The sequence below is a fragment of the Paenibacillus ferrarius genome (assembly GCF_002027705.1).
In the GTDB taxonomy this organism is placed as follows: Bacteria; Bacillota; Bacilli; order Paenibacillales; family NBRC-103111; genus Paenibacillus_E; species Paenibacillus_E ferrarius.
The window spans coordinates 146,861-162,774 of sequence record NZ_MBTG01000003.1 but is presented as its reverse complement, the minus strand read 5'-3'; the positions used below and the strand labels follow the sequence as shown (position 1 = coordinate 162,774).

The 15,914-nt window shown below is 48.7% G+C and carries 20 protein-coding genes and 1 riboswitch; of the genes, 4 read left to right on the top strand and 16 right to left on the bottom strand.

What is annotated here, in order from left to right; all coding sequences use genetic code 11:
• The first annotated feature begins 47 nt into the window (after positions 1 to 47).
• Positions 48 to 305 (top strand): DUF2627 domain-containing protein, encoded by a 258-nt coding sequence (locus tag BC351_RS04835; protein ID WP_079409585.1) that lies wholly within the window; start codon positions 48 to 50, stop codon positions 303 to 305.
• A 9-nt stretch (positions 306 to 314) separates the two neighbouring features.
• Here BC351_RS04835 and BC351_RS04830 read toward each other — a convergent pair whose 3' ends face one another.
• The 3 genes from BC351_RS04830 to steA are packed head-to-tail and all read right to left on the bottom strand — an operon-like array spanning position 315 to position 3,078.
• Positions 315 to 1,226 carry a hypothetical protein gene (locus BC351_RS04830; protein ID WP_079409584.1) on the bottom strand — a complete coding sequence of 304 codons (912 nt, stop codon included), beginning with the start codon at positions 1,224 to 1,226 and terminating at the stop codon, positions 315 to 317.
• Positions 1,196 to 1,927, bottom strand: coding sequence for a glycosyltransferase family 2 protein (locus tag BC351_RS04825; RefSeq protein ID WP_079409583.1), 732 nt, complete (start codon positions 1,925 to 1,927; stop codon positions 1,196 to 1,198). The genes BC351_RS04830 and BC351_RS04825 overlap by 31 nt, the downstream gene beginning before the upstream one ends.
• Positions 1,927 to 3,078 (bottom strand): putative cytokinetic ring protein SteA, encoded by a 1,152-nt coding sequence (gene steA / locus BC351_RS04820; protein ID WP_079409582.1) that lies wholly within the window; start codon positions 3,076 to 3,078, stop codon positions 1,927 to 1,929. Before steA ends, BC351_RS04825 begins: the two co-directional genes overlap by 1 nt.
• 127 nt (positions 3,079 to 3,205) lie before the next feature.
• On the opposite strand from steA, the gene BC351_RS04815 reads away from it, so the two are divergent.
• Positions 3,206 to 3,391 carry a hypothetical protein gene (locus BC351_RS04815; RefSeq protein WP_079409581.1) on the top strand — a complete coding sequence of 62 codons (186 nt, stop codon included), beginning with the start codon at positions 3,206 to 3,208 and terminating at the stop codon, positions 3,389 to 3,391.
• A gap of 97 nt (positions 3,392 to 3,488) precedes the next feature.
• Here the strand turns inward: BC351_RS04815 and BC351_RS04810 are convergent, their stop codons facing one another.
• On the bottom strand, positions 3,489 to 3,668 hold the full coding sequence (locus tag BC351_RS04810; RefSeq protein WP_079409580.1) for a hypothetical protein: 180 nt from the start codon (positions 3,666 to 3,668) through the stop codon (positions 3,489 to 3,491).
• A gap of 134 nt (positions 3,669 to 3,802) precedes the next feature.
• On the opposite strand from BC351_RS04810, the gene BC351_RS04805 reads away from it, so the two are divergent.
• Entirely contained in the window at positions 3,803 to 4,024 is a 222-nt protein-coding gene (locus BC351_RS04805) for a hypothetical protein (protein ID WP_079409579.1), read from the top strand.
• On the opposite strand, the gene BC351_RS04800 is transcribed toward BC351_RS04805, so the two are convergent.
• Positions 4,003 to 4,257, bottom strand: a complete 255-nt coding sequence (locus tag BC351_RS04800) for a hypothetical protein (RefSeq protein ID WP_079409578.1) — start codon at positions 4,255 to 4,257, stop codon at positions 4,003 to 4,005. The genes BC351_RS04805 and BC351_RS04800 overlap by 22 nt on opposite strands.
• A 146-nt stretch (positions 4,258 to 4,403) precedes the next feature.
• Here BC351_RS04800 and BC351_RS04795 point away from each other — a divergent pair, with 146 nt between their 5' ends.
• Entirely contained in the window at positions 4,404 to 4,670 is a 267-nt protein-coding gene (locus BC351_RS04795; protein ID WP_079409577.1) for a hypothetical protein, read from the top strand.
• 51 nt (positions 4,671 to 4,721) lie between these two features.
• On the opposite strand, the gene BC351_RS04790 is transcribed toward BC351_RS04795, so the two are convergent.
• The 11 genes from BC351_RS04790 to BC351_RS04740 form a co-directional block, all read right to left on the bottom strand.
• Positions 4,722 to 6,107 carry a cobyrinic acid a,c-diamide synthase CobB gene (locus BC351_RS04790; protein WP_079409576.1) on the bottom strand — a complete coding sequence of 462 codons (1,386 nt, stop codon included), beginning with the start codon at positions 6,105 to 6,107 and terminating at the stop codon, positions 4,722 to 4,724.
• Positions 6,107 to 7,264 carry a cobalt-precorrin 5A hydrolase gene (locus tag BC351_RS04785; protein WP_079409575.1) on the bottom strand — a complete coding sequence of 386 codons (1,158 nt, stop codon included), beginning with the start codon at positions 7,262 to 7,264 and terminating at the stop codon, positions 6,107 to 6,109. Before BC351_RS04785 ends, BC351_RS04790 begins: the two co-directional genes overlap by 1 nt.
• Positions 7,261 to 8,037, bottom strand: a complete 777-nt coding sequence (gene cobM / locus BC351_RS04780) for a precorrin-4 C(11)-methyltransferase (RefSeq protein ID WP_079409574.1) — start codon at positions 8,035 to 8,037, stop codon at positions 7,261 to 7,263. The genes BC351_RS04785 and cobM overlap by 4 nt, the downstream gene beginning before the upstream one ends.
• Positions 8,038 to 8,748 (bottom strand): precorrin-2 C(20)-methyltransferase, encoded by a 711-nt coding sequence (gene cobI, locus BC351_RS04775; protein ID WP_079409573.1) that lies wholly within the window; start codon positions 8,746 to 8,748, stop codon positions 8,038 to 8,040. It lies immediately after the preceding gene.
• The gene (gene cbiE, locus BC351_RS04770) at positions 8,741 to 9,976 is read right to left on the bottom strand and encodes a precorrin-6y C5,15-methyltransferase (decarboxylating) subunit CbiE (protein ID WP_079409572.1); all 1,236 of its coding nucleotides are present in this window, start codon (positions 9,974 to 9,976) and stop codon (positions 8,741 to 8,743) included. Before cbiE ends, cobI begins: the two co-directional genes overlap by 8 nt.
• Positions 9,973 to 11,103, bottom strand: a complete 1,131-nt coding sequence (locus BC351_RS04765) for a cobalt-precorrin-5B (C(1))-methyltransferase (RefSeq protein ID WP_079409571.1) — start codon at positions 11,101 to 11,103, stop codon at positions 9,973 to 9,975. The genes cbiE and BC351_RS04765 overlap by 4 nt, the downstream gene beginning before the upstream one ends.
• Positions 11,104 to 11,108: 5 nt before the next feature.
• The gene (locus BC351_RS04760) at positions 11,109 to 11,759 is read right to left on the bottom strand and encodes a precorrin-8X methylmutase (protein WP_079409570.1); all 651 of its coding nucleotides are present in this window, start codon (positions 11,757 to 11,759) and stop codon (positions 11,109 to 11,111) included.
• Between the two features lie 5 nt (positions 11,760 to 11,764).
• The gene (gene cobK / locus BC351_RS04755) at positions 11,765 to 12,541 is read right to left on the bottom strand and encodes a precorrin-6A reductase (protein ID WP_079409691.1); all 777 of its coding nucleotides are present in this window, start codon (positions 12,539 to 12,541) and stop codon (positions 11,765 to 11,767) included.
• On the bottom strand, positions 12,541 to 13,503 hold the full coding sequence (locus BC351_RS04750) for a sirohydrochlorin chelatase (protein ID WP_079409569.1): 963 nt from the start codon (positions 13,501 to 13,503) through the stop codon (positions 12,541 to 12,543). Before BC351_RS04750 ends, cobK begins: the two co-directional genes overlap by 1 nt.
• 18 nt (positions 13,504 to 13,521) lie before the next feature.
• A complete protein-coding gene (cobJ, locus tag BC351_RS04745) occupies positions 13,522 to 15,228 on the bottom strand; it encodes a precorrin-3B C(17)-methyltransferase (RefSeq protein ID WP_079409568.1) in 1,707 nt (568 codons plus the stop codon).
• 141 nt (positions 15,229 to 15,369) lie between these two features.
• Positions 15,370 to 15,573: riboswitch (cobalamin riboswitch) on the bottom strand.
• A 43-nt stretch (positions 15,574 to 15,616) separates the two neighbouring features.
• Positions 15,617 to 15,847 (bottom strand): hypothetical protein, encoded by a 231-nt coding sequence (locus BC351_RS04740; RefSeq protein WP_079409567.1) that lies wholly within the window; start codon positions 15,845 to 15,847, stop codon positions 15,617 to 15,619.
• Between the last annotated feature and the right edge of the window lie 67 nt (positions 15,848 to 15,914).

The following is a 15,914-nucleotide window of genomic DNA, read 5'->3' as shown; positions in this document are numbered from 1 at the left end:
GAGTATGATGATAGAAATAACATGAGACCAAACAGTAAGGAGCAGCTATGAGAGCCCCATTTTATCGATTTATTGCCATTTTACTCCTCGTTATTCCTGGTTTGACAGCCACTTATGGGTTTCTAGCCATGAAAGATGCTTTTTTTGCCCAGTTTAATCTGGATGGTCACTTCCTTTGGGGGAAATTTTTTCTAGGCTTGATTTTATTTCTATTAGGCGTTGCTTTTATCGGCGGCTGGACCTTTTTTCGCGACCGCAAACGCAATTATCTTGCACCGCGTTTTAAACCCAAACGCCGCAAATAGACCGAACCTTCAAGTCCGGCCTAATCGGTCTAACCAATTCAAGAAACGGTTCCGCTCAATAAGTTTCGTCAGGGAGCTTGCCTCGGCAAGCTGATGCAGGAAGATGAGTCCTATCATCATCACACATTGCGCCAGCCATGGAAAAGATAGAATCACCCCGTAGCCAAGGGTAAAACCGAGCAAATTAGCGCCCGCATCACCCAGCATCCCGCGTCCTCCAATATCGGATTTGTACAATAGCAGCGCACCTATACAAACAGGCATCGCTGGCAGCAAGCCAATCATCGGGATCGTCATCCCGAGCAAACCAACAACCACGACCAATAAAGCAATGCCCACATACACTTTTAACGAACGTCCCGGCCTAACATCCATTAAGTTCAGGGCGTTCGTCATCAGAGCGAGCAAAAGAAGCTGCACCCCCATCTGCCAGATGGGGGTTTCTCCGTTTCGGAGCGAAATCACAAGCCAGATTGCAGCAGCTAGTGTCCCTATTGCTTTGACCGCCCCCATAGACACGGTTTTACTTTCAATCCAGTACTTGAAGTGACCTCTTAGCCCTTTTACCGTTTTGCTGCCAATGACATCATCCGTCCACCCAAGCAAGAAAATGATCGTCGCCGCCAGCGCATACGTGCGATTAGTTGCTTCCCAATCAGGCAGTTGACTTCCTAAATTGCCTAAATTGGCTGACCACATCCACTTATTACTCTGCAGCACCCAAGCTGCCACCTGCAGCATCAGCTCCTGAAGCCACAGAAGCAGCCAAAGCACGATCCCCATCCCTCTTGGAATCATCAGGCCAGCATAATTGGGTTCCAGTTGCCCATGAGCCGTCAGAAACCTGTATACGTGCGGCAGCAGCCATCGCCCTGCGGCAGCAAGCACAATCAGATCGAGGATTGATCCGATGAGACCCATACCCGCTTCCTCCCCTTCCAGCGAGCCAGCAGCGTGAACCCTACCGCGGCGAACTGCTTGCCGCGGTGAAGGAAGCCGTGCCAATCCCGCCCCGTTTCCCGGTGCGTGATGGGCACGTTCAGCTCCACAATGCGCAGGCCGCTGCGCGCCGCATCAATGGTCAGCGCGACTTCGACGCCGAAGCCGCGAGCGAACTTCCCCAGCTCCCGCAGCCGATCAGCGCGCACCGCGCGCTGTCCGGACAAGGGAGCTTCGGTTGCGTAGCCGCTGAGCCGGTAAATGCCGCGGCGGGCTAAGCCCTTCACCAAGCCGAAGCCAGCTTTGCCGCCGGACGGCGGCAGCTTCGCTATCGCCATGTCCGCTTCGCGCCGCAGCAGCGGCTCGATGAGGACGAACGCCTCTGCCGCCGTAGCCCGCAGATCGGCGTCCAGAAAGAGCAGCAGGTCGCCGCGCGCCTTGGCGACGCCAGACTGCAGCGCCGCTCCTTTGCCGCGGCGCCGCGAATGCTTCACCAGCTTGTCCACCCATGGCCAAGCCGCTTCATACGTGTTGTCCCGACTCCCGTCATCCACGACAATCACTTCAATCCTGAGTTTTTCTCGCGAAGCAACATTCACTTGCCTCTGGATATGCTCCAGCGTTTCCTCAATGACATCCGCTTCATTCCAGGCCGGAATAATAATCGATACGAAAGGTTTCATCAGTCTCCCCCTAAACGCCACACGACATGGGCGATGCGTCCCAAAATCCAGTGCATTTGCAAAAAACCAATCGCAATAAAGAAGAGCGAGAGCACTATGGTCGTAACTGCTTCTCTTCTCCAGAAATGAGGCTTCTTATATAGAACCCCAATACTTTTAATATCCACCAGTCTGGCTCCAATCTTCATTCTCACCAGCAGCGTGCTGCCCATTCCCTCTCGGCCTTTTTCCAGAAAATCAATCATGTGCGTGTGCGCTCCCACCGTAACCAACCACTGCGCTCCATGCTCATTGGCTAACAACAAGGCAGCGTCTTCACTTGTGCCAAAACAGGGCAATACGTGAGCAAACAGTCCGAGTGAATTCGTGCGGACGAGTCCCGGAGATGTACCATCAGGGTAAGCATGCACAACGATTTCCGCTCCGCAAAGCAGCGCTTCATCCGTCACACTATCCATATCGCCCACAATGAAATGTGGCTGATAGCCTAATTCAAGCAGCGCGTCAGCTCCCCCATCAACTCCGATAAGAATAGGTTTGACTTCAGCAATGAATGCTTTGGCAGCCAGTAGGTCCTTCTTGTAGCCTTTTCCTCTGGAAACAATAAGCACATGTTTCTCTGTCATCTCGGTTTGCAGCGGCAACAATGGCAGCGGCTCCAGAACAGCTTTTTTTTCACGCATCGCATAGGTCAAGGAATTTTCAATAAATTGCTCAAGCAGTTGACTTGATTGCGCATGCGCGAGCTGCTGGAAATGGAGCCATTTCTCCTTGGTGAAAGACGCGCAGGCCATATGAAAGTGACCTATCCGAACCTCATTTTCGTATATAGCTATTTCCGAGTTCGCTGTAAAAATATCGAACATCGAGCTGTCTACTTCCCAAATCGGAATTTGCGCCTGCAGCAGCATGAGCGGTCCTTGGGTCGGATAGGCGCCGCTCATCGTCGTCAGGCAATTAATAACAGCTTTTACTTTATGGTCAATAAGCTCTTGAGCCACGACTTCATCCAGGTCGCGATGCTGAAGAACGACGATTCTACCAGGCGGTAAATCACGCAGCAATACTTTCGTAATCGCGCCTACGCTTATCTTTCCTTTGCAAAGAGGCAGCGGTTTTGAAGTAAACAAAGACAGTGAGGACCAGTTCATGGCAGACCGACTTCCCTTTCGTTGCAGGATGCCGTTATTTTAACCTTAACTACAAACTTCTATGTATAAATTGCCAATTAGATGGCAACTATTGGGTTATATTCTTATGGAAAGGAGATCACGATCCATGGAGCTAAACATGAGCGCAGACGAGGTTTTAGGCCAAATTGTACAGCTTCACAACACCGGGGAATCACTAGCCAAAAAGAATGTGAAGAAGCTGCACCCTGATCTAATGAAAAACGCCCTCTATTACTATCCAAGTTGGGAACATGCCTTGCAGAAGACAGGAGTAGACAACATCGCTCACTAAACATACATAGCTTCCGCAGCAAAAAGAGCTCCGATTGGGATATCCCATCCGGGGCTCTTAGCCATTTATTTATTCCATTCAGCGCTCTATTCGCACTCTATTCCTCGATAACTTCCCATTCCACCTGCACCATCCGATCCATCCATGTCCGAATGTTGACTTCAATCGCACTTTCGATTTCTTCATCCGTCATTTCACCAAGCTTCTGCTCAGCAATCTCAAGCACGTCCTGCTTGACTGTTTCACCGTTGATGGCCAATTGAACTTGAATACGCATAGCATTTCCCCCTAAGCCAACTAAAATAACAACTGATTTTAAGCAATCTTTCCATTGCTGCCGCTGCATTAATTGTTTAAAATAAAGTAGATATAGCGTAAAACAAAACGTATAAGAAGAAAAGAGGTAATCACATGTCCCGAACTCAAGCACAGAAACAAAGGCAGCGCTGTTTACGCGAAGGCAAGCTTGATCCATCCCTTCAACGGCTGCACTGGCATGGTTTAAATCCGGTCTCCAAAGCTACACCTACTTTGAAGGAACTGCAAGCCAAACAACAGCATAAGCACAAATCAAGGAATTTGAACCATTCGCATGGGGACGATTCCTTTTTTCATGAGGATTTAAGTGCTTGAATGACAATTCCATGCTCGCTTGCATAGTGAATTAAAGCTTCAATTTCATCGGGACGAAACGTATATTTGCAATCAAACCCATTAAAAAACAACTTCCATTCTGTCACATAACCATCATCCCCTACAGCTAACTGTGCTACATACAAGGAGTCAGGCTCATCTTCGAATTGAAGTCCTATATGGACCTGCACCATTTCTTCCAAAATTTCCTGTTCACAATAGTCCATGATCACGTTATAGGACCTCCTATTGAATAAAATCTTTTTTATTTATATAATATACTAACGCGCCCAAGCGAACAAAGACATGGGCATGCAAGTTTATGCTTAAGCTGACGTAACAAGTTTTGCTGAAGCAAAACTCTTAGGAGGAATTTCATATGGCATATGATCCGCAAGTAGTAGATGCAACAATCGTTAGTGACAATAAAAAAAATGGCCTTTTCGAGGTCGTCGTTTCGTTGAAAGACCGCAATAAATGCCGTCTGTTCTTCGAGAGAGATTCCGAAACAGGCATCGGCAAAGTAACTGATTTGAATAGACTGATGAAAGAACCTTGCCCGATTTGCCGCAAAGATTACCTTTGCAACTGTCTTGACCGCTACAAACAATCCATTGCGGACCAAGCTTTGACTTTCATAAAATAATGCCTCACGCAAACCGAAACCCCCTAGCTGACTAGCTAAGGGGTTTCATTGTTAATTGCGCTTTCGTTGATAGTTTACACACGCTTCCAGCCAAGCGCTCACGATATGGGGATTAGATGCAAAATGCAAATGGGTATAGCCAGCAACCAAATTACTGAGCAAGTACCCCTCCGCTTTGGTTCCCAACCTGCCTTTGGATTGAAAGGCCGCCTGCCCGTCTGCCTGCTCATTCAGTTGAATGGTCGAATAATGAAATTCATGACCGCGGGCTTGTGCGCCGGACGAAAGCAAGAAATTCCCCTCAGCTCCTGTAACCTCCCGATATCCTAACGCAGCCAGCTTCTTCTGCATCGTGACTTTACCTGGAACGATGCCAACCATCGGATAGTCATTTCCGGCCGTATCGGCAATCGACTCCGTCAGATACATATAACCTCCGCACTCCGCAAGGGTAGGAATGCCGTCAAGAATTCGGTTTCTGACAGATGACTTAACGCTTTCATCCGCTGCAAGTCGTTCCGCAAACTCTTCGGGAAACCCGCCGCCGATATATAACCCGTCCGCTTCAAGCGGAACTGCTTCACCTGCCAGTGGAGAAAAGTAAATGCACTCTGCCCCGCTTGCTTCTAACAGCTCCAAATTTTCGGGATAATAGAAATGAAAGGCTGCATCTTTGGCAATCGCGATTTTGACACGCTTTGATTGTGGACGATCTCCAGCTGAGAATAAGTGCGACCCACTTTCGATCGGTTCAGCCACCGCAGCTTCAAGCAGCCGATCCAGATCTATATGACCAGCTACCTTATCTGCTAATTGGTCAAAAAATGGCTGCAGCTCTCCACGCCCAATGGAGGGAACAAGACCCAAATGCCGTTCAGGGAGCTCCATGCCGGCATCGTTTGGCAAGTAGCCGAACACAGGAATTCCGCATTCCTGTTCAATCGCTAGTTTCACCATCTTATAATGCCCCTCGCTGCCTGCCCGGTTAGCAATTACGCCAACAATCCGATCGCCTTGACCAAACTGCTGAAACCCTCGCACGATCGCGGCAACACTTCTTGCCATGCTCGCAATATTGACAACAAGGATAACCGGCGCTCCAAGAAGTCGCCCGATATCTGCTGTGCTTCCTTCATCGGACAAGGGGTCCTTGCCATCAAACATGCCCATGACGCCTTCGATTAGCGAAATATCAGCGCCGCTGCTGCCGCGTTGAAATATTTCTTTCACCGCTTCACGCGGGACCATCCAAGAATCCAAATTGCGGGAAGGTCTTCCTGTCACAGCTGTATGATATGTTGGATCAATATAATCCGGGCCGCATTTAAACCCTTGAACAGCAAGTCCTCGCTTCTGTAAAGCAGCCATAATACCAATCGTCAACGTTGTCTTCCCGACACCGCTGCCTGTACCGGCAACTACAAGCCTGCGATCCATTACAAGCCACCTCGCTCATCCTCTTTGGCAGCACCAAATTCGAGCAAGCCTACAGAAATGGTGACATTCCCTGTTTTTTTCTTAATTAAAGCCAGCTTATTATGGCCGGTGTATAACTTCACAGCCGGTTCACTCACACCATAAGCTCCTGTGAACTTAAATACTATTTCAGAAGGTGCTTCTACGCTTACTGTGTTCAGCATCTCGGGCGTGTAATAGTTGAACTCCCAGCCATATTTACGCGTCACCTCAAGCAAGCCTGCTTCATCCTGCTTCAAATCAATGGTGCAGACGGCTTTAACACTACGTATTGAAAAAGACAGCTCATCCAGTGTCTCACGAATAACTTGTTCAATTTCCTCGGCAGAAGTTCCGCGATTGCATCCGATACCTAACACGATCACTTTAGGTCGATACAAGACGCCGTTCGTGAGAATACTCATCTCTTCCTGCTGGAGCAGACGATGCGTGACGAGCAGCACCGCATTGGGGCTGCTAGCCCGTCCTTCTTCAACAGAGCTGAATTTCTGTATATTCGGCGGGATCGGCCGGTCATGCGTCCACCAGTTAGGCTCGCCTGATTCTTGGATCACCGCAATCTTTTCTTCATTCACAACTGCCGCGCTGACCGGTGTCAGCTTATCGGCTGATTCCCATACCCATCCGAAACGACGGCCAAAGAGATCGACAGGAATCGTTTTTTGGACATCGGAAGCTGTTGTGATGACGGCTTTGGCGTTAATCGCTGCGGCAACTTCATGCGTTAACTCATTGGCTCCGCCCAAATGACCGGAGAGAACACTTATAACGTGCTCCCCATTATCGTCAATCACAACAACCCCTGGATCTTTCTTCTTATCCTTGAGCAAGGGGGCAATCATTCGAACAACTGCACCCAGCGAAATAATGATGATAAGTCCTTGATAAGCAGGGAAAAGAGCAGGAAACAACATGCGCACACTACCCTCAAACAGTTGAATTGAGCGCTGCTCTTCATCACCTTTGGTAAACTTGCTCATGTAATAAACATCCGTGCCGCTCATCTGCTCATTCAGCTTGCGCGCAATTTCAACACCATGCTTCGTGATAGCCACAACCGCATAATCATTCTGTTGACGAATTTCCGGGACTACTCCCTCTTTGAGGCTTATCGTCATGGTTTAACACCTCTGCGGAAGCGGTGTGTGAATGATTTGTCGTACAATTTGGAGCGATACTCTTCTTTCCCATGAATTTCCGGGTCCAGCGCCCATCCCGCCAGAATCATCGCATGAGAGCGAATACCATGTGTTCGCATATCTGCTTCTAGTTGTCCTACTGTGGTGCGAACAATAAGCTGATCCGGCCATGTAGCACGCTGTACGACTGCAACAGGCGTATCTTCACTCCATCCCGCTTCCATAAACTCGCTCACTACCTTCTTGATCAGGGTCGCACTCAAGAACAAAGCGATCGTACAATGATGTGCGGCAAGATCGCGCAATTTCTCAAGCTCAGGAACCGGCGTACGTCCTTCGGCACGCGTTAGGATCACTGTCTGAGTTAGATCGGGGATGGTTAATTCCGCGCCAACAGCCGCGGCAGAGGCGAAAACAGAACTGACGCCGGGAATAATCTCATATCCAATATCTTCTTTACGCAGCAAAGCAATCTGCTCCATCGTAGCACCGAACATAGCCGGATCACCCGTATGAACACGAACAACCATTTTGCCTTGCTTCAAGCGATCGACAATGATTGCGACCATTTCTGTCAAATCCATGCCCGAGCTTTTCAGCACTTCCGCCTCAGGCTTTGCTTTGGCAATCAGCTCCTCATTCACAAGCGAATCCGTGTACATGACAACGTCCGCTTCCTGAAGCAGCTTCAAGCCTTTCACCGTAATTAAATCGGGATCGCCAGGACCCGCGCCAATAATATAAAGTTTCATCTATTTTCTCACCACCATCAAAGTTAAATATTCCAATTCCCGTCCTTGCAGCTCGTCCACATTCCGCCAAATCTCTTCCTCGGATGAAGTTACTTTGGTTAACACAGAGGCTTTGTTCACAAGGTTAAGATCACGAAGAACGGACAGCATTAAATCAATGACTTTTGCTACTTTAATAAACACGACACAATCATGCTCTTCAATCGCTTTACGCATCTTGCCATAGTCATCCATCGCCGGAACGATGGCAATTTGTTCATCACCATCCGCCAGCGGGATCCCTAAGCGAGAAGCTGAGGCGTTAATAGACGATATGCCAGGAATAGAAACAGCCTTGACTTCCGGATGACGTTCGTTCATGAGGCGCATCAAATGGATGTAGGTGCTGTAAATCATGGGATCGCCTTCCGTTACAAAAGCAACATCTTTCCCCTGTATCAAATGCGCATAGACACTTTCAACCGTTTTCGTCCACTGCATTTCGAGCGCTTCTTTATCCCTAGTCATCGGAAACGTTAGGCCCATCATCTCTTTTTGCTCTGTATTCACATAAAGCTCAGTAATGGCCAAAGCATAGCTTTTCGCGCCGCGTTTCTTTCTTGGATATGCGATAACCGGGCACTCTTTTAACAACCTGAACGCTTTCACTGTAATCAATTCCGGGTCACCAGGACCAACACCCAAACCATAAAGTGTTCCAAGTTTACTCATCGCTGCTTTCTCCCTCGCTATCTGCCTGCTTGCGCTCTGCGGTAATGATGTAGATGGGGTTCAGGGCATCAAATCGTTTCATATGTAAGATCGGTTTGCTGCGCGAAACCTGGACAAGCGAGATTTGCGTCGTGAAGCCAACTTTGGCAAATGTTTTATCCGCTTCATAAAGCGTCTCTATTGTTGCAGCGTTCAGAACAATACGGCCGTTTGGTTTCAACCTGGAAGCACAAACCGCCAGCAATTCTTCCATTTCTCCGCCACTTCCACCGATAAAGATGGCATCCGGATCTGCGAAGCCTTCCAAGCCCTTCGGCGCTCTGCTGTGTACAGCCGTTAAATCCACGCGGAATTTCGCGCTGTTTTCCAGGCAGTTGCGAAGATCGTCTTCGTTTTTCTCGATGGCAAATACAGCGCCTTCACGGGCAATCCGAGCCGCCTCAATGGCAACAGAGCCTGTACACGTGCCAATATCCCAGACAACGCTATCCGCGCGAAGACCTAGTTGGCTAATGCTTAGGACGCGTATCTCTTTTTTCGTAATAAGCCCCTTATCTGGCTTGCGTTGGGCAAATTGATCATCTTCGATGCCTAGCGGCCATACAGGACCTGTTGATTGTCTTTTCAAGATCACAACATTTAGTGGGGAAAACGAAGCTTCGCGCAGCTGCTCCAGTTCATACCAACCGCATCGTTCTTCGTCTCCCTCCAAGTTCTCCGCAACGAAAGCCCGGTATTCCGTCATGCCATAAGAAAGCAAATACGACGCAATGGCGCTGGGAGAATTGGTTTCATCCGTGAGGAGCGCTATCTTGTCTTTACCGTCAATCCGCTGTGCCAAGCCCTTGATACTGCGACCATGTACACTCGTGATATACGCGTCGTGCCAGCTTTCCCCCATGCGGGCAAACGCCAATTGAATCGAGCTGACAGCTGGGTAAAACTGTACGCCTTCCAGCTTCTTCGCCACATAACCGCCTATGCCATAAAACAGCGGGTCGCCCGACGCCAAAATAACGACCGAGCGTTCCTCCGCCTGAAGTTTTTGTATAAGCTCAGGCAAGCTGCCTTTAATCACGATTTTCTCCCCGGAAAAGTTCGGGAAAAAAGCCAGGTTGCGCTCACCGCCAACCAAAACGTCACATTCGTTGATCCACTTGCTATATAAAGGGATTAGGCTCCCTTGACCGTTATCTCCGATTCCTATCACTTTCACATTTGTACTCATTCGTATCCCATCTCTCCATTCCCACTGCTTTTCACCATGGCCGATTTCCCCAAAAGCTCGGCTTTCATTGAAATAATGACCGTTTCTATGCGATCGAACCCGTCTCGACCTACCTCTTCAAGTCCAGCCAAATTGCAGCGCTCGCACAATCGTTCAAAATATCGCAAATAGCCTTGCGCAGCCATCATATCCCCAACCTGCGAGGCCGTGTTCGCACCTCTTACTTCTGCAACAAGCTCATCTGGCGCCTCTGATTCAATCGCCACTTGGGCAAGAAATTCGAAATCCACAGCTGCCGACTTCGAATGTACCATCATGACGCCTTGGGCCACTTTCGAAAATTTCCCCATCATGCCAACGAGAGTAATTTTGCGAATGCCTTGGCGCTGCGCTTGCGTTAAAGCAAATCCAACAAAATCCCCCATCTCGATGAAGGCTTCCTCCGGAAGTTCCGGATACATTTGAATACCGTAAATTTCCGTCCGGCCGCCGGTCGACAGCACCAGCTGCTCGCAGCCGCATTTCACCGCAACGCGGATCGCCTGCGCGACGCTCGCCTTGTAGGCGGCGGTCGAGAATGGCACTACGGTGCCGCGAGTGCCCAGAATCGAGATCCCGCCGAGGATGCCTAGACGCCCATTGAGCGTCTTCTTGGCGATCTCTTCGCCGGCGGGAACAGAAACGAGCACGTCTACACCGTGCTCGATCTCGTATTGGTCAAGCACCTCTTGCACGGTTTCGCGGATCATTTTCCGCGGGACCGGATTAATCGCAGCTTGACCGACTTCTACCGGCAGGCCGGGCTTCGTCACGCGCCCCACGCCAACGCCGCCATCTATGCCGACGCCGGGCTCGGCACGGAAGCTCACGCGCACGATAATTTCCGCACCGTGCGTCGCATCGGGATCATCGCCACCGTCCTTAATCACGGTGGCCTCACCCCACAGCGGCGTAAAGTTGCAGCTGTGGAGGACAAATTCGACCGTTTCCCCGATGGGGATACGGATGTGCACGAGCGTTTGCGGCGCTTGCTCGATGAGCGCCAGCAGAGCAGCCTTCGCTCCTGCGGTTGCGCAGGAGCCGGTGGTATAGCCGTGACGCAGCGGCTTGTCCGGTACTTCCTGCATAGGCGCTACTCCTTACGCGCCGCCATGATCGACAGCGCATTGACTGCCGCCACGGCAACAGGACTGCCGCCCTTACGGCCAATATTCGTGATAAACGGAATATCCAGCTTGGCCAATTCGTCCTTGGACTCCGCTGCGGATACGAATCCTACCGGCACGCCGACGATCAGCCCAGGTTTGGCAATTCCTTCTTTGACAAGACGAATTAATTCCAGCAATGCCGTAGGTGCATTTCCAATCGCATAGATGGCTCCGTCCGCTTCTTTGATCGCTTTGCGAATGGAGATAATGGCCCGCGTCGTATTTAAGCGCTTCGCTTCCTCCATCACATCTTTATCGGAGATATACACTCTGACATCGCCGCCGAATTGCTCAATACGAGGCTTGCTGATACCGACTTGGACCATTTGAACGTCGGCCACAACAATTTTACCTGCGCGAATCGCAGCAATACCTGCCTCAATGGCTCGCGGATGAAAAACGAGACTGCGTCCCAATTCAAAGTCCGCGGATGCGTGAATAACCCGTTGAACAACCGGATATTGCTCCGCTGTAAAGGGATGCTCGCCCAGTTCCTCTGTAATCATTTCAAAGCTTTTCTCTTCAATTTCCTGTGGTTGAACGGTTAGTGGTTTAAATTCTGTATGAAAATCCATGCGAGTTAGTCCTCCTTTTGAGTACGATCATTAATAAATTGAATGACACCGTTGAAATCCGAATACAGCGTTCCATATTCAAGCTCAGGTCTGCCGATTACAATGCTCGGTATGCCCATCTCCAAAGCTGCTTCCAGTTTCTCATCCACAGCTCCGACTTTTCCGCTTTCTTTGGTGATCATCAAAGTCACTTTGTAGTGATCATAGAGTGCTTTATTCAACTCTTTGGAGAATGGTCCCTGCATAGCGATAATATTTTTTTGCTCGATCCCTAGCTCTTCACACTTCTCCATATTGTCCTGACGAGGCAGCATCCGAGCAATAAGTCTAGTATCCGGAAGTCCGATCAGACGATCAGCAAAGATTTTTAATGTTTTGCTGCCAGTTGTGAGCATAATATTCCCACGTTTATCAGCTGCCAGCTCAGCAGCTTGTTTATAGTCGTCTACCGTTGTGACAAGAGCGCCTTGCTCAATCGACAAGCTTTGACGTTCGAAGCGCACATAGGGGACGACAGCAAGCTTAGCAGCGGCCATAGCATTCTTCGAAGCTTCTTCCGCAAAAGGATGTGTCGCATCAACAACAATGCGAATCCCCTTTTGTTCGATGAGCTGTTTCATGTCTTCAGACGTCAAGCGTCCTGTCAGGACAGGCAAGCTTTCTGTCTCCATGCTCTTCGCAGCACTTTCCGTTACGACCGTGGTCAATACTTCATAACCCGCTGCACGAATTCCCAAAGCCAGCTCCCTGGCATCGCTTGTACCTGCAAGTACGAGAATCATCATTTGCCGCCTCCAGTGTGAGCGTGGTCGTGGTCATGATGGTGATCGTGATTGTGGTCATGGTCGTGTCCATGATCGTGGTGATGATCGTGGTCGTGGTCATGGTCATGGTCGTGATGATGGTGATGATCATCATGGTCGTGATGGTGATGGTGGTCGATATGCTTCATAGCTTCCAGACGATATTGGCACATATCACAATTCATCTTCACTTCATCCTGAAGCGCTTCTTGTGCCCGGCCGATCAGAATATCTTGCAGCAGCGGATGGAAGCCAAAATATGGCGCTAACTGGAATTGCTTATCTGGATACGCAACTCTATATCCTTCAACCATCTTTTCCATCCGTTGGATCAATACACCTGTAAACAAGAAATACGGCAGTACGATTACCTTCTTAGCTCCGAGCAGCAAGCATCGTTCTACACCATCATCCATCAAAGGCGCGGTTACGCCAATAAAAGCCGTTTCGACCCATTTCACTTGAAGCTTTTCCCAAAACAAACGTGAAATTTTAAAGAGATCGCTATTGGCATCAGCGTCACTGCTTCCCCGGCCTACGATTAATAGCGCCGTTTCTGCTAATTCCTCCTTCACATGTATACCAAGATCTTCTACTCTCGATGTTAAAATATCAAGAATTTGCTCATGAACGCCAATCGGTCTTCCATATGTAAATTTCACTAACGGATATTTCTGCTTGGCATCATCAATCGCTGACGGGATATGGATTTTGGCGTGGCCTGCTGCAAATAAAATAATCGGGATCACCACAACATGCGTTGCGCCTAATTCAATACAACGGTCAATGCCTTGCATAATCGTTGGCTGTACAAATTCAAGAAAACAAGTTTCTACAATTTGTTCCTTCATCTTGCTTGCAATCTCCGAAACGAAGAGACGTACTTCTTCATTCCCGCCTTCTTCCCGACTTCCATGACCCACAAATAAAACTGCATTCATCCCTATTTCCTCCTCTACTTAATCCCCGCAAAGCGCATTTTCGATGACAAAACCAACCGCCTCTTGATGACGATACCCTTCAATCTCTTTGACACGCTTGAAAAATTTATGAAAACGCTCATTCGGATGTCCTTCTTTTTGATACCGTTCAACAATTCGTGTCACTAGTTCAACCAGTTCTTCCGGGTCTATGCCCTCGGCTACAGGCTGAGCCGCATGTGCATTTCTTCCGACTGTCTTTCCGCCAAGAAATAAATCAAATTTCTCTTTGCGGTACACGATGCCGATATCTTGTTGCACCGCGCCGTAACAAGCCATTCCACACCCATTAAACCCAATTTTCAATTCTTTGGGCACTTCCAGATGACCAATTCGGTTGTGGATCGCTTCCGCATAAGGAATTGAATCCCCTTTTTCCAAATTGCAGAAATCACACGCTTTAATTTGTGCTACGTCGCCAATTGGTGAAAGCAGCAAGCCTAGAGCGCTTAACTCTGTAGTGATTTGCTGCGGATTATCGGTTTGAACCCGCACAATCAATTGGTGATGAGGCGAGTATTCAATATCTCCGCGCTCTCCGACAATCTCACCGATGGCAATTAACTGAACGGCGGATAACTTTTTATTCGCGATACCCGGGCTAACGGCAAACTCAAAGATAGATTGCGTTGCGGTCAGATGAGTATTAAATTCTACGGCAGTGTTGCTTCCAGTTCCCTGAGAAACTAACTGTAATGCTTCCATTGCTAATTCTAGTGAATTACGTGTAGATGGACTCGGTGAGGATTTCAGCAGGACCGGTTCTTCGATTCCCGCAGCTTCTTCATCCTCTTCATCAATGAACTCGTTTTCCTCATCGTACGCATCATGAGATTCTGTGAATTGTTCTTCTTCCAATTGCTCGAGAGCCCAAGGCTCTGCTTCTGATTTCAGACGTTGATGCGGTTTCAGCGGTTGTGTTTCCGCTCCTAGCGTATATTTGCGCTGATAGCCGCGAGGTGTAATCATAAGTCCCTCATACAGCTTGGTGGCCGAATTCCCAATAATAATCGTCGTCAGCATGCCAATATCATGATTCAGCATATCTTCGAGCGTAGTCACCACGATGTGTTGACGGTCCCGATAGGCGCTTTTCACAATACCGACCGGCGTTAACGGAGATCTATATTTGAGTAGTATCTTTTGTGTTTCAACAATTTGTCTCGTTCTTCTCCCGCTGCGCGGGTTATACAAGGCGATGACGAAATCCGCCATCCCCGCGGCTTCCACCCGCTTCGCGATCAACTCCCATGGTGTAAGGTGATCGCTCAAACTGATCGTACAAGAATCGTGCATGATTGGCGCTCCAAGCAATGAACCCGTGGAATGAACAGATGAAATGCCAGGCACGACTTCAACCTCAACGCCGCCCTCGCGCTTCCACCCTTGCTCCATTAGTACCTCATACACGAGACCAGCCATCCCATAGACACCTGCGTCTCCACTTGAAATGACCGCCACTTTCTTACCTAGCTTGGCTTGTCTAACAGCCTCTTGCGCTCTGCTTACTTCCTCGGTCATTCCCGTTCTCACAATTTGCTGATCTGAAAGCAGACCTGCAATCAAATCAACATAAGTGTTGTAGCCGATAATTACTTCGCTTTCTTGAATGGCTTCACGCGCGCGCTTCGTAATATGTTCGTAGCTCCCTGGGCCAAAGCCAATAATGAGCAATTTTCCTGCCAATTCGGATCACCCTTTCCCGTTAATAAACAAACAAAAAAAGCACGTCCAACATGAGATATGTTAGAAATGCTTCGTAAATTACTACACGTTAATATAACTGGAGTAACCGATCTCTAACACTCCCTAATTCCTCGTAGGGTTATTGTGTTGTTGATCTAGGCAGGTCTCCTGACTTTAATCTCCCTTCGCGTCTTCCCAGGTTCACACCCAGTGACATCTTGCTAAGAGTTGCCGTCTTCATGCGGCGTGATTATTACAGTGGCGGGTCCGTGCCGGTTTCTCACCGGTCTTCCCATTTAACTATATCACTTTCATATATATAGCACCTAGAACCTTTGATATGCAATTAGGATCATCCTATCATCTATGAAGAGGCTTTGTCACGTTTTTATTCATAGATAGCACGATATAGCCCCTCTATTAAACTTTGATAATTTGCCCGGTCATAGGTGATTTCCCCAAAGGAAACATGAATGAGCTTGTTGCTCGTTTTTACGACAAAAAAACTTAGCTCCTCATGCTCCGGATCAATATAAGTAAAGCATTCCAGCAAGCTGCTGCCTGTCTTTTGACGTAAAAAAGCGGTCGCTTCCGCACTCGCATTCACAAATTTGGGCATATTCAAAATCCTTTCTAATTTAAGCCTGATTCTTCTTTCTATTATACACGATCTCATAACCTAGGAT

Coding starts and splice junctions, on each gene's coding strand:
- BC351_RS04790 (WP_079409576.1), bottom strand. CDS start 6,107: ATGGATCGCAGGCTTGTAGTTGCCGGTACAGGCAGCGGTGTCGGGAAG.
- BC351_RS04825 (WP_079409583.1), bottom strand. CDS start 1,927: ATGAAACCTTTCGTATCGATTATTATTCCGGCCTGGAATGAAGCGGAT.
- BC351_RS04750 (WP_079409569.1), bottom strand. CDS start 13,503: ATGAATGCAGTTTTATTTGTGGGTCATGGAAGTCGGGAAGAAGGCGGG.
- BC351_RS04740 (WP_079409567.1), bottom strand. CDS start 15,847: ATGCCCAAATTTGTGAATGCGAGTGCGGAAGCGACCGCTTTTTTACGT.
- cobM (WP_079409574.1), bottom strand. CDS start 8,037: ATGAAACTTTATATTATTGGCGCGGGTCCTGGCGATCCCGATTTAATT.
- BC351_RS04830 (WP_079409584.1), bottom strand. CDS start 1,226: ATGGGTCTCATCGGATCAATCCTCGATCTGATTGTGCTTGCTGCCGCA.
- BC351_RS04795 (WP_079409577.1), top strand. CDS start 4,404: ATGGCATATGATCCGCAAGTAGTAGATGCAACAATCGTTAGTGACAAT.
- BC351_RS04760 (WP_079409570.1), bottom strand. CDS start 11,759: ATGGATTTTCATACAGAATTTAAACCACTAACCGTTCAACCACAGGAA.
- steA (WP_079409582.1), bottom strand. CDS start 3,078: ATGAACTGGTCCTCACTGTCTTTGTTTACTTCAAAACCGCTGCCTCTT.
- BC351_RS04815 (WP_079409581.1), top strand. CDS start 3,206: ATGGAGCTAAACATGAGCGCAGACGAGGTTTTAGGCCAAATTGTACAG.
- cobI (WP_079409573.1), bottom strand. CDS start 8,748: ATGAGTAAACTTGGAACACTTTATGGTTTGGGTGTTGGTCCTGGTGAC.
- cobK (WP_079409691.1), bottom strand. CDS start 12,541: ATGATTCTCGTACTTGCAGGTACAAGCGATGCCAGGGAGCTGGCTTTG.
- BC351_RS04805 (WP_079409579.1), top strand. CDS start 3,803: ATGTCCCGAACTCAAGCACAGAAACAAAGGCAGCGCTGTTTACGCGAA.
- BC351_RS04810 (WP_079409580.1), bottom strand. CDS start 3,668: ATGCGTATTCAAGTTCAATTGGCCATCAACGGTGAAACAGTCAAGCAG.
- BC351_RS04785 (WP_079409575.1), bottom strand. CDS start 7,264: ATGACGATAAGCCTCAAAGAGGGAGTAGTCCCGGAAATTCGTCAACAG.
- BC351_RS04835 (WP_079409585.1), top strand. CDS start 48: ATGAGAGCCCCATTTTATCGATTTATTGCCATTTTACTCCTCGTTATT.
- cbiE (WP_079409572.1), bottom strand. CDS start 9,976: ATGAGTACAAATGTGAAAGTGATAGGAATCGGAGATAACGGTCAAGGG.
- BC351_RS04765 (WP_079409571.1), bottom strand. CDS start 11,103: ATGCAGGAAGTACCGGACAAGCCGCTGCGTCACGGCTATACCACCGGC.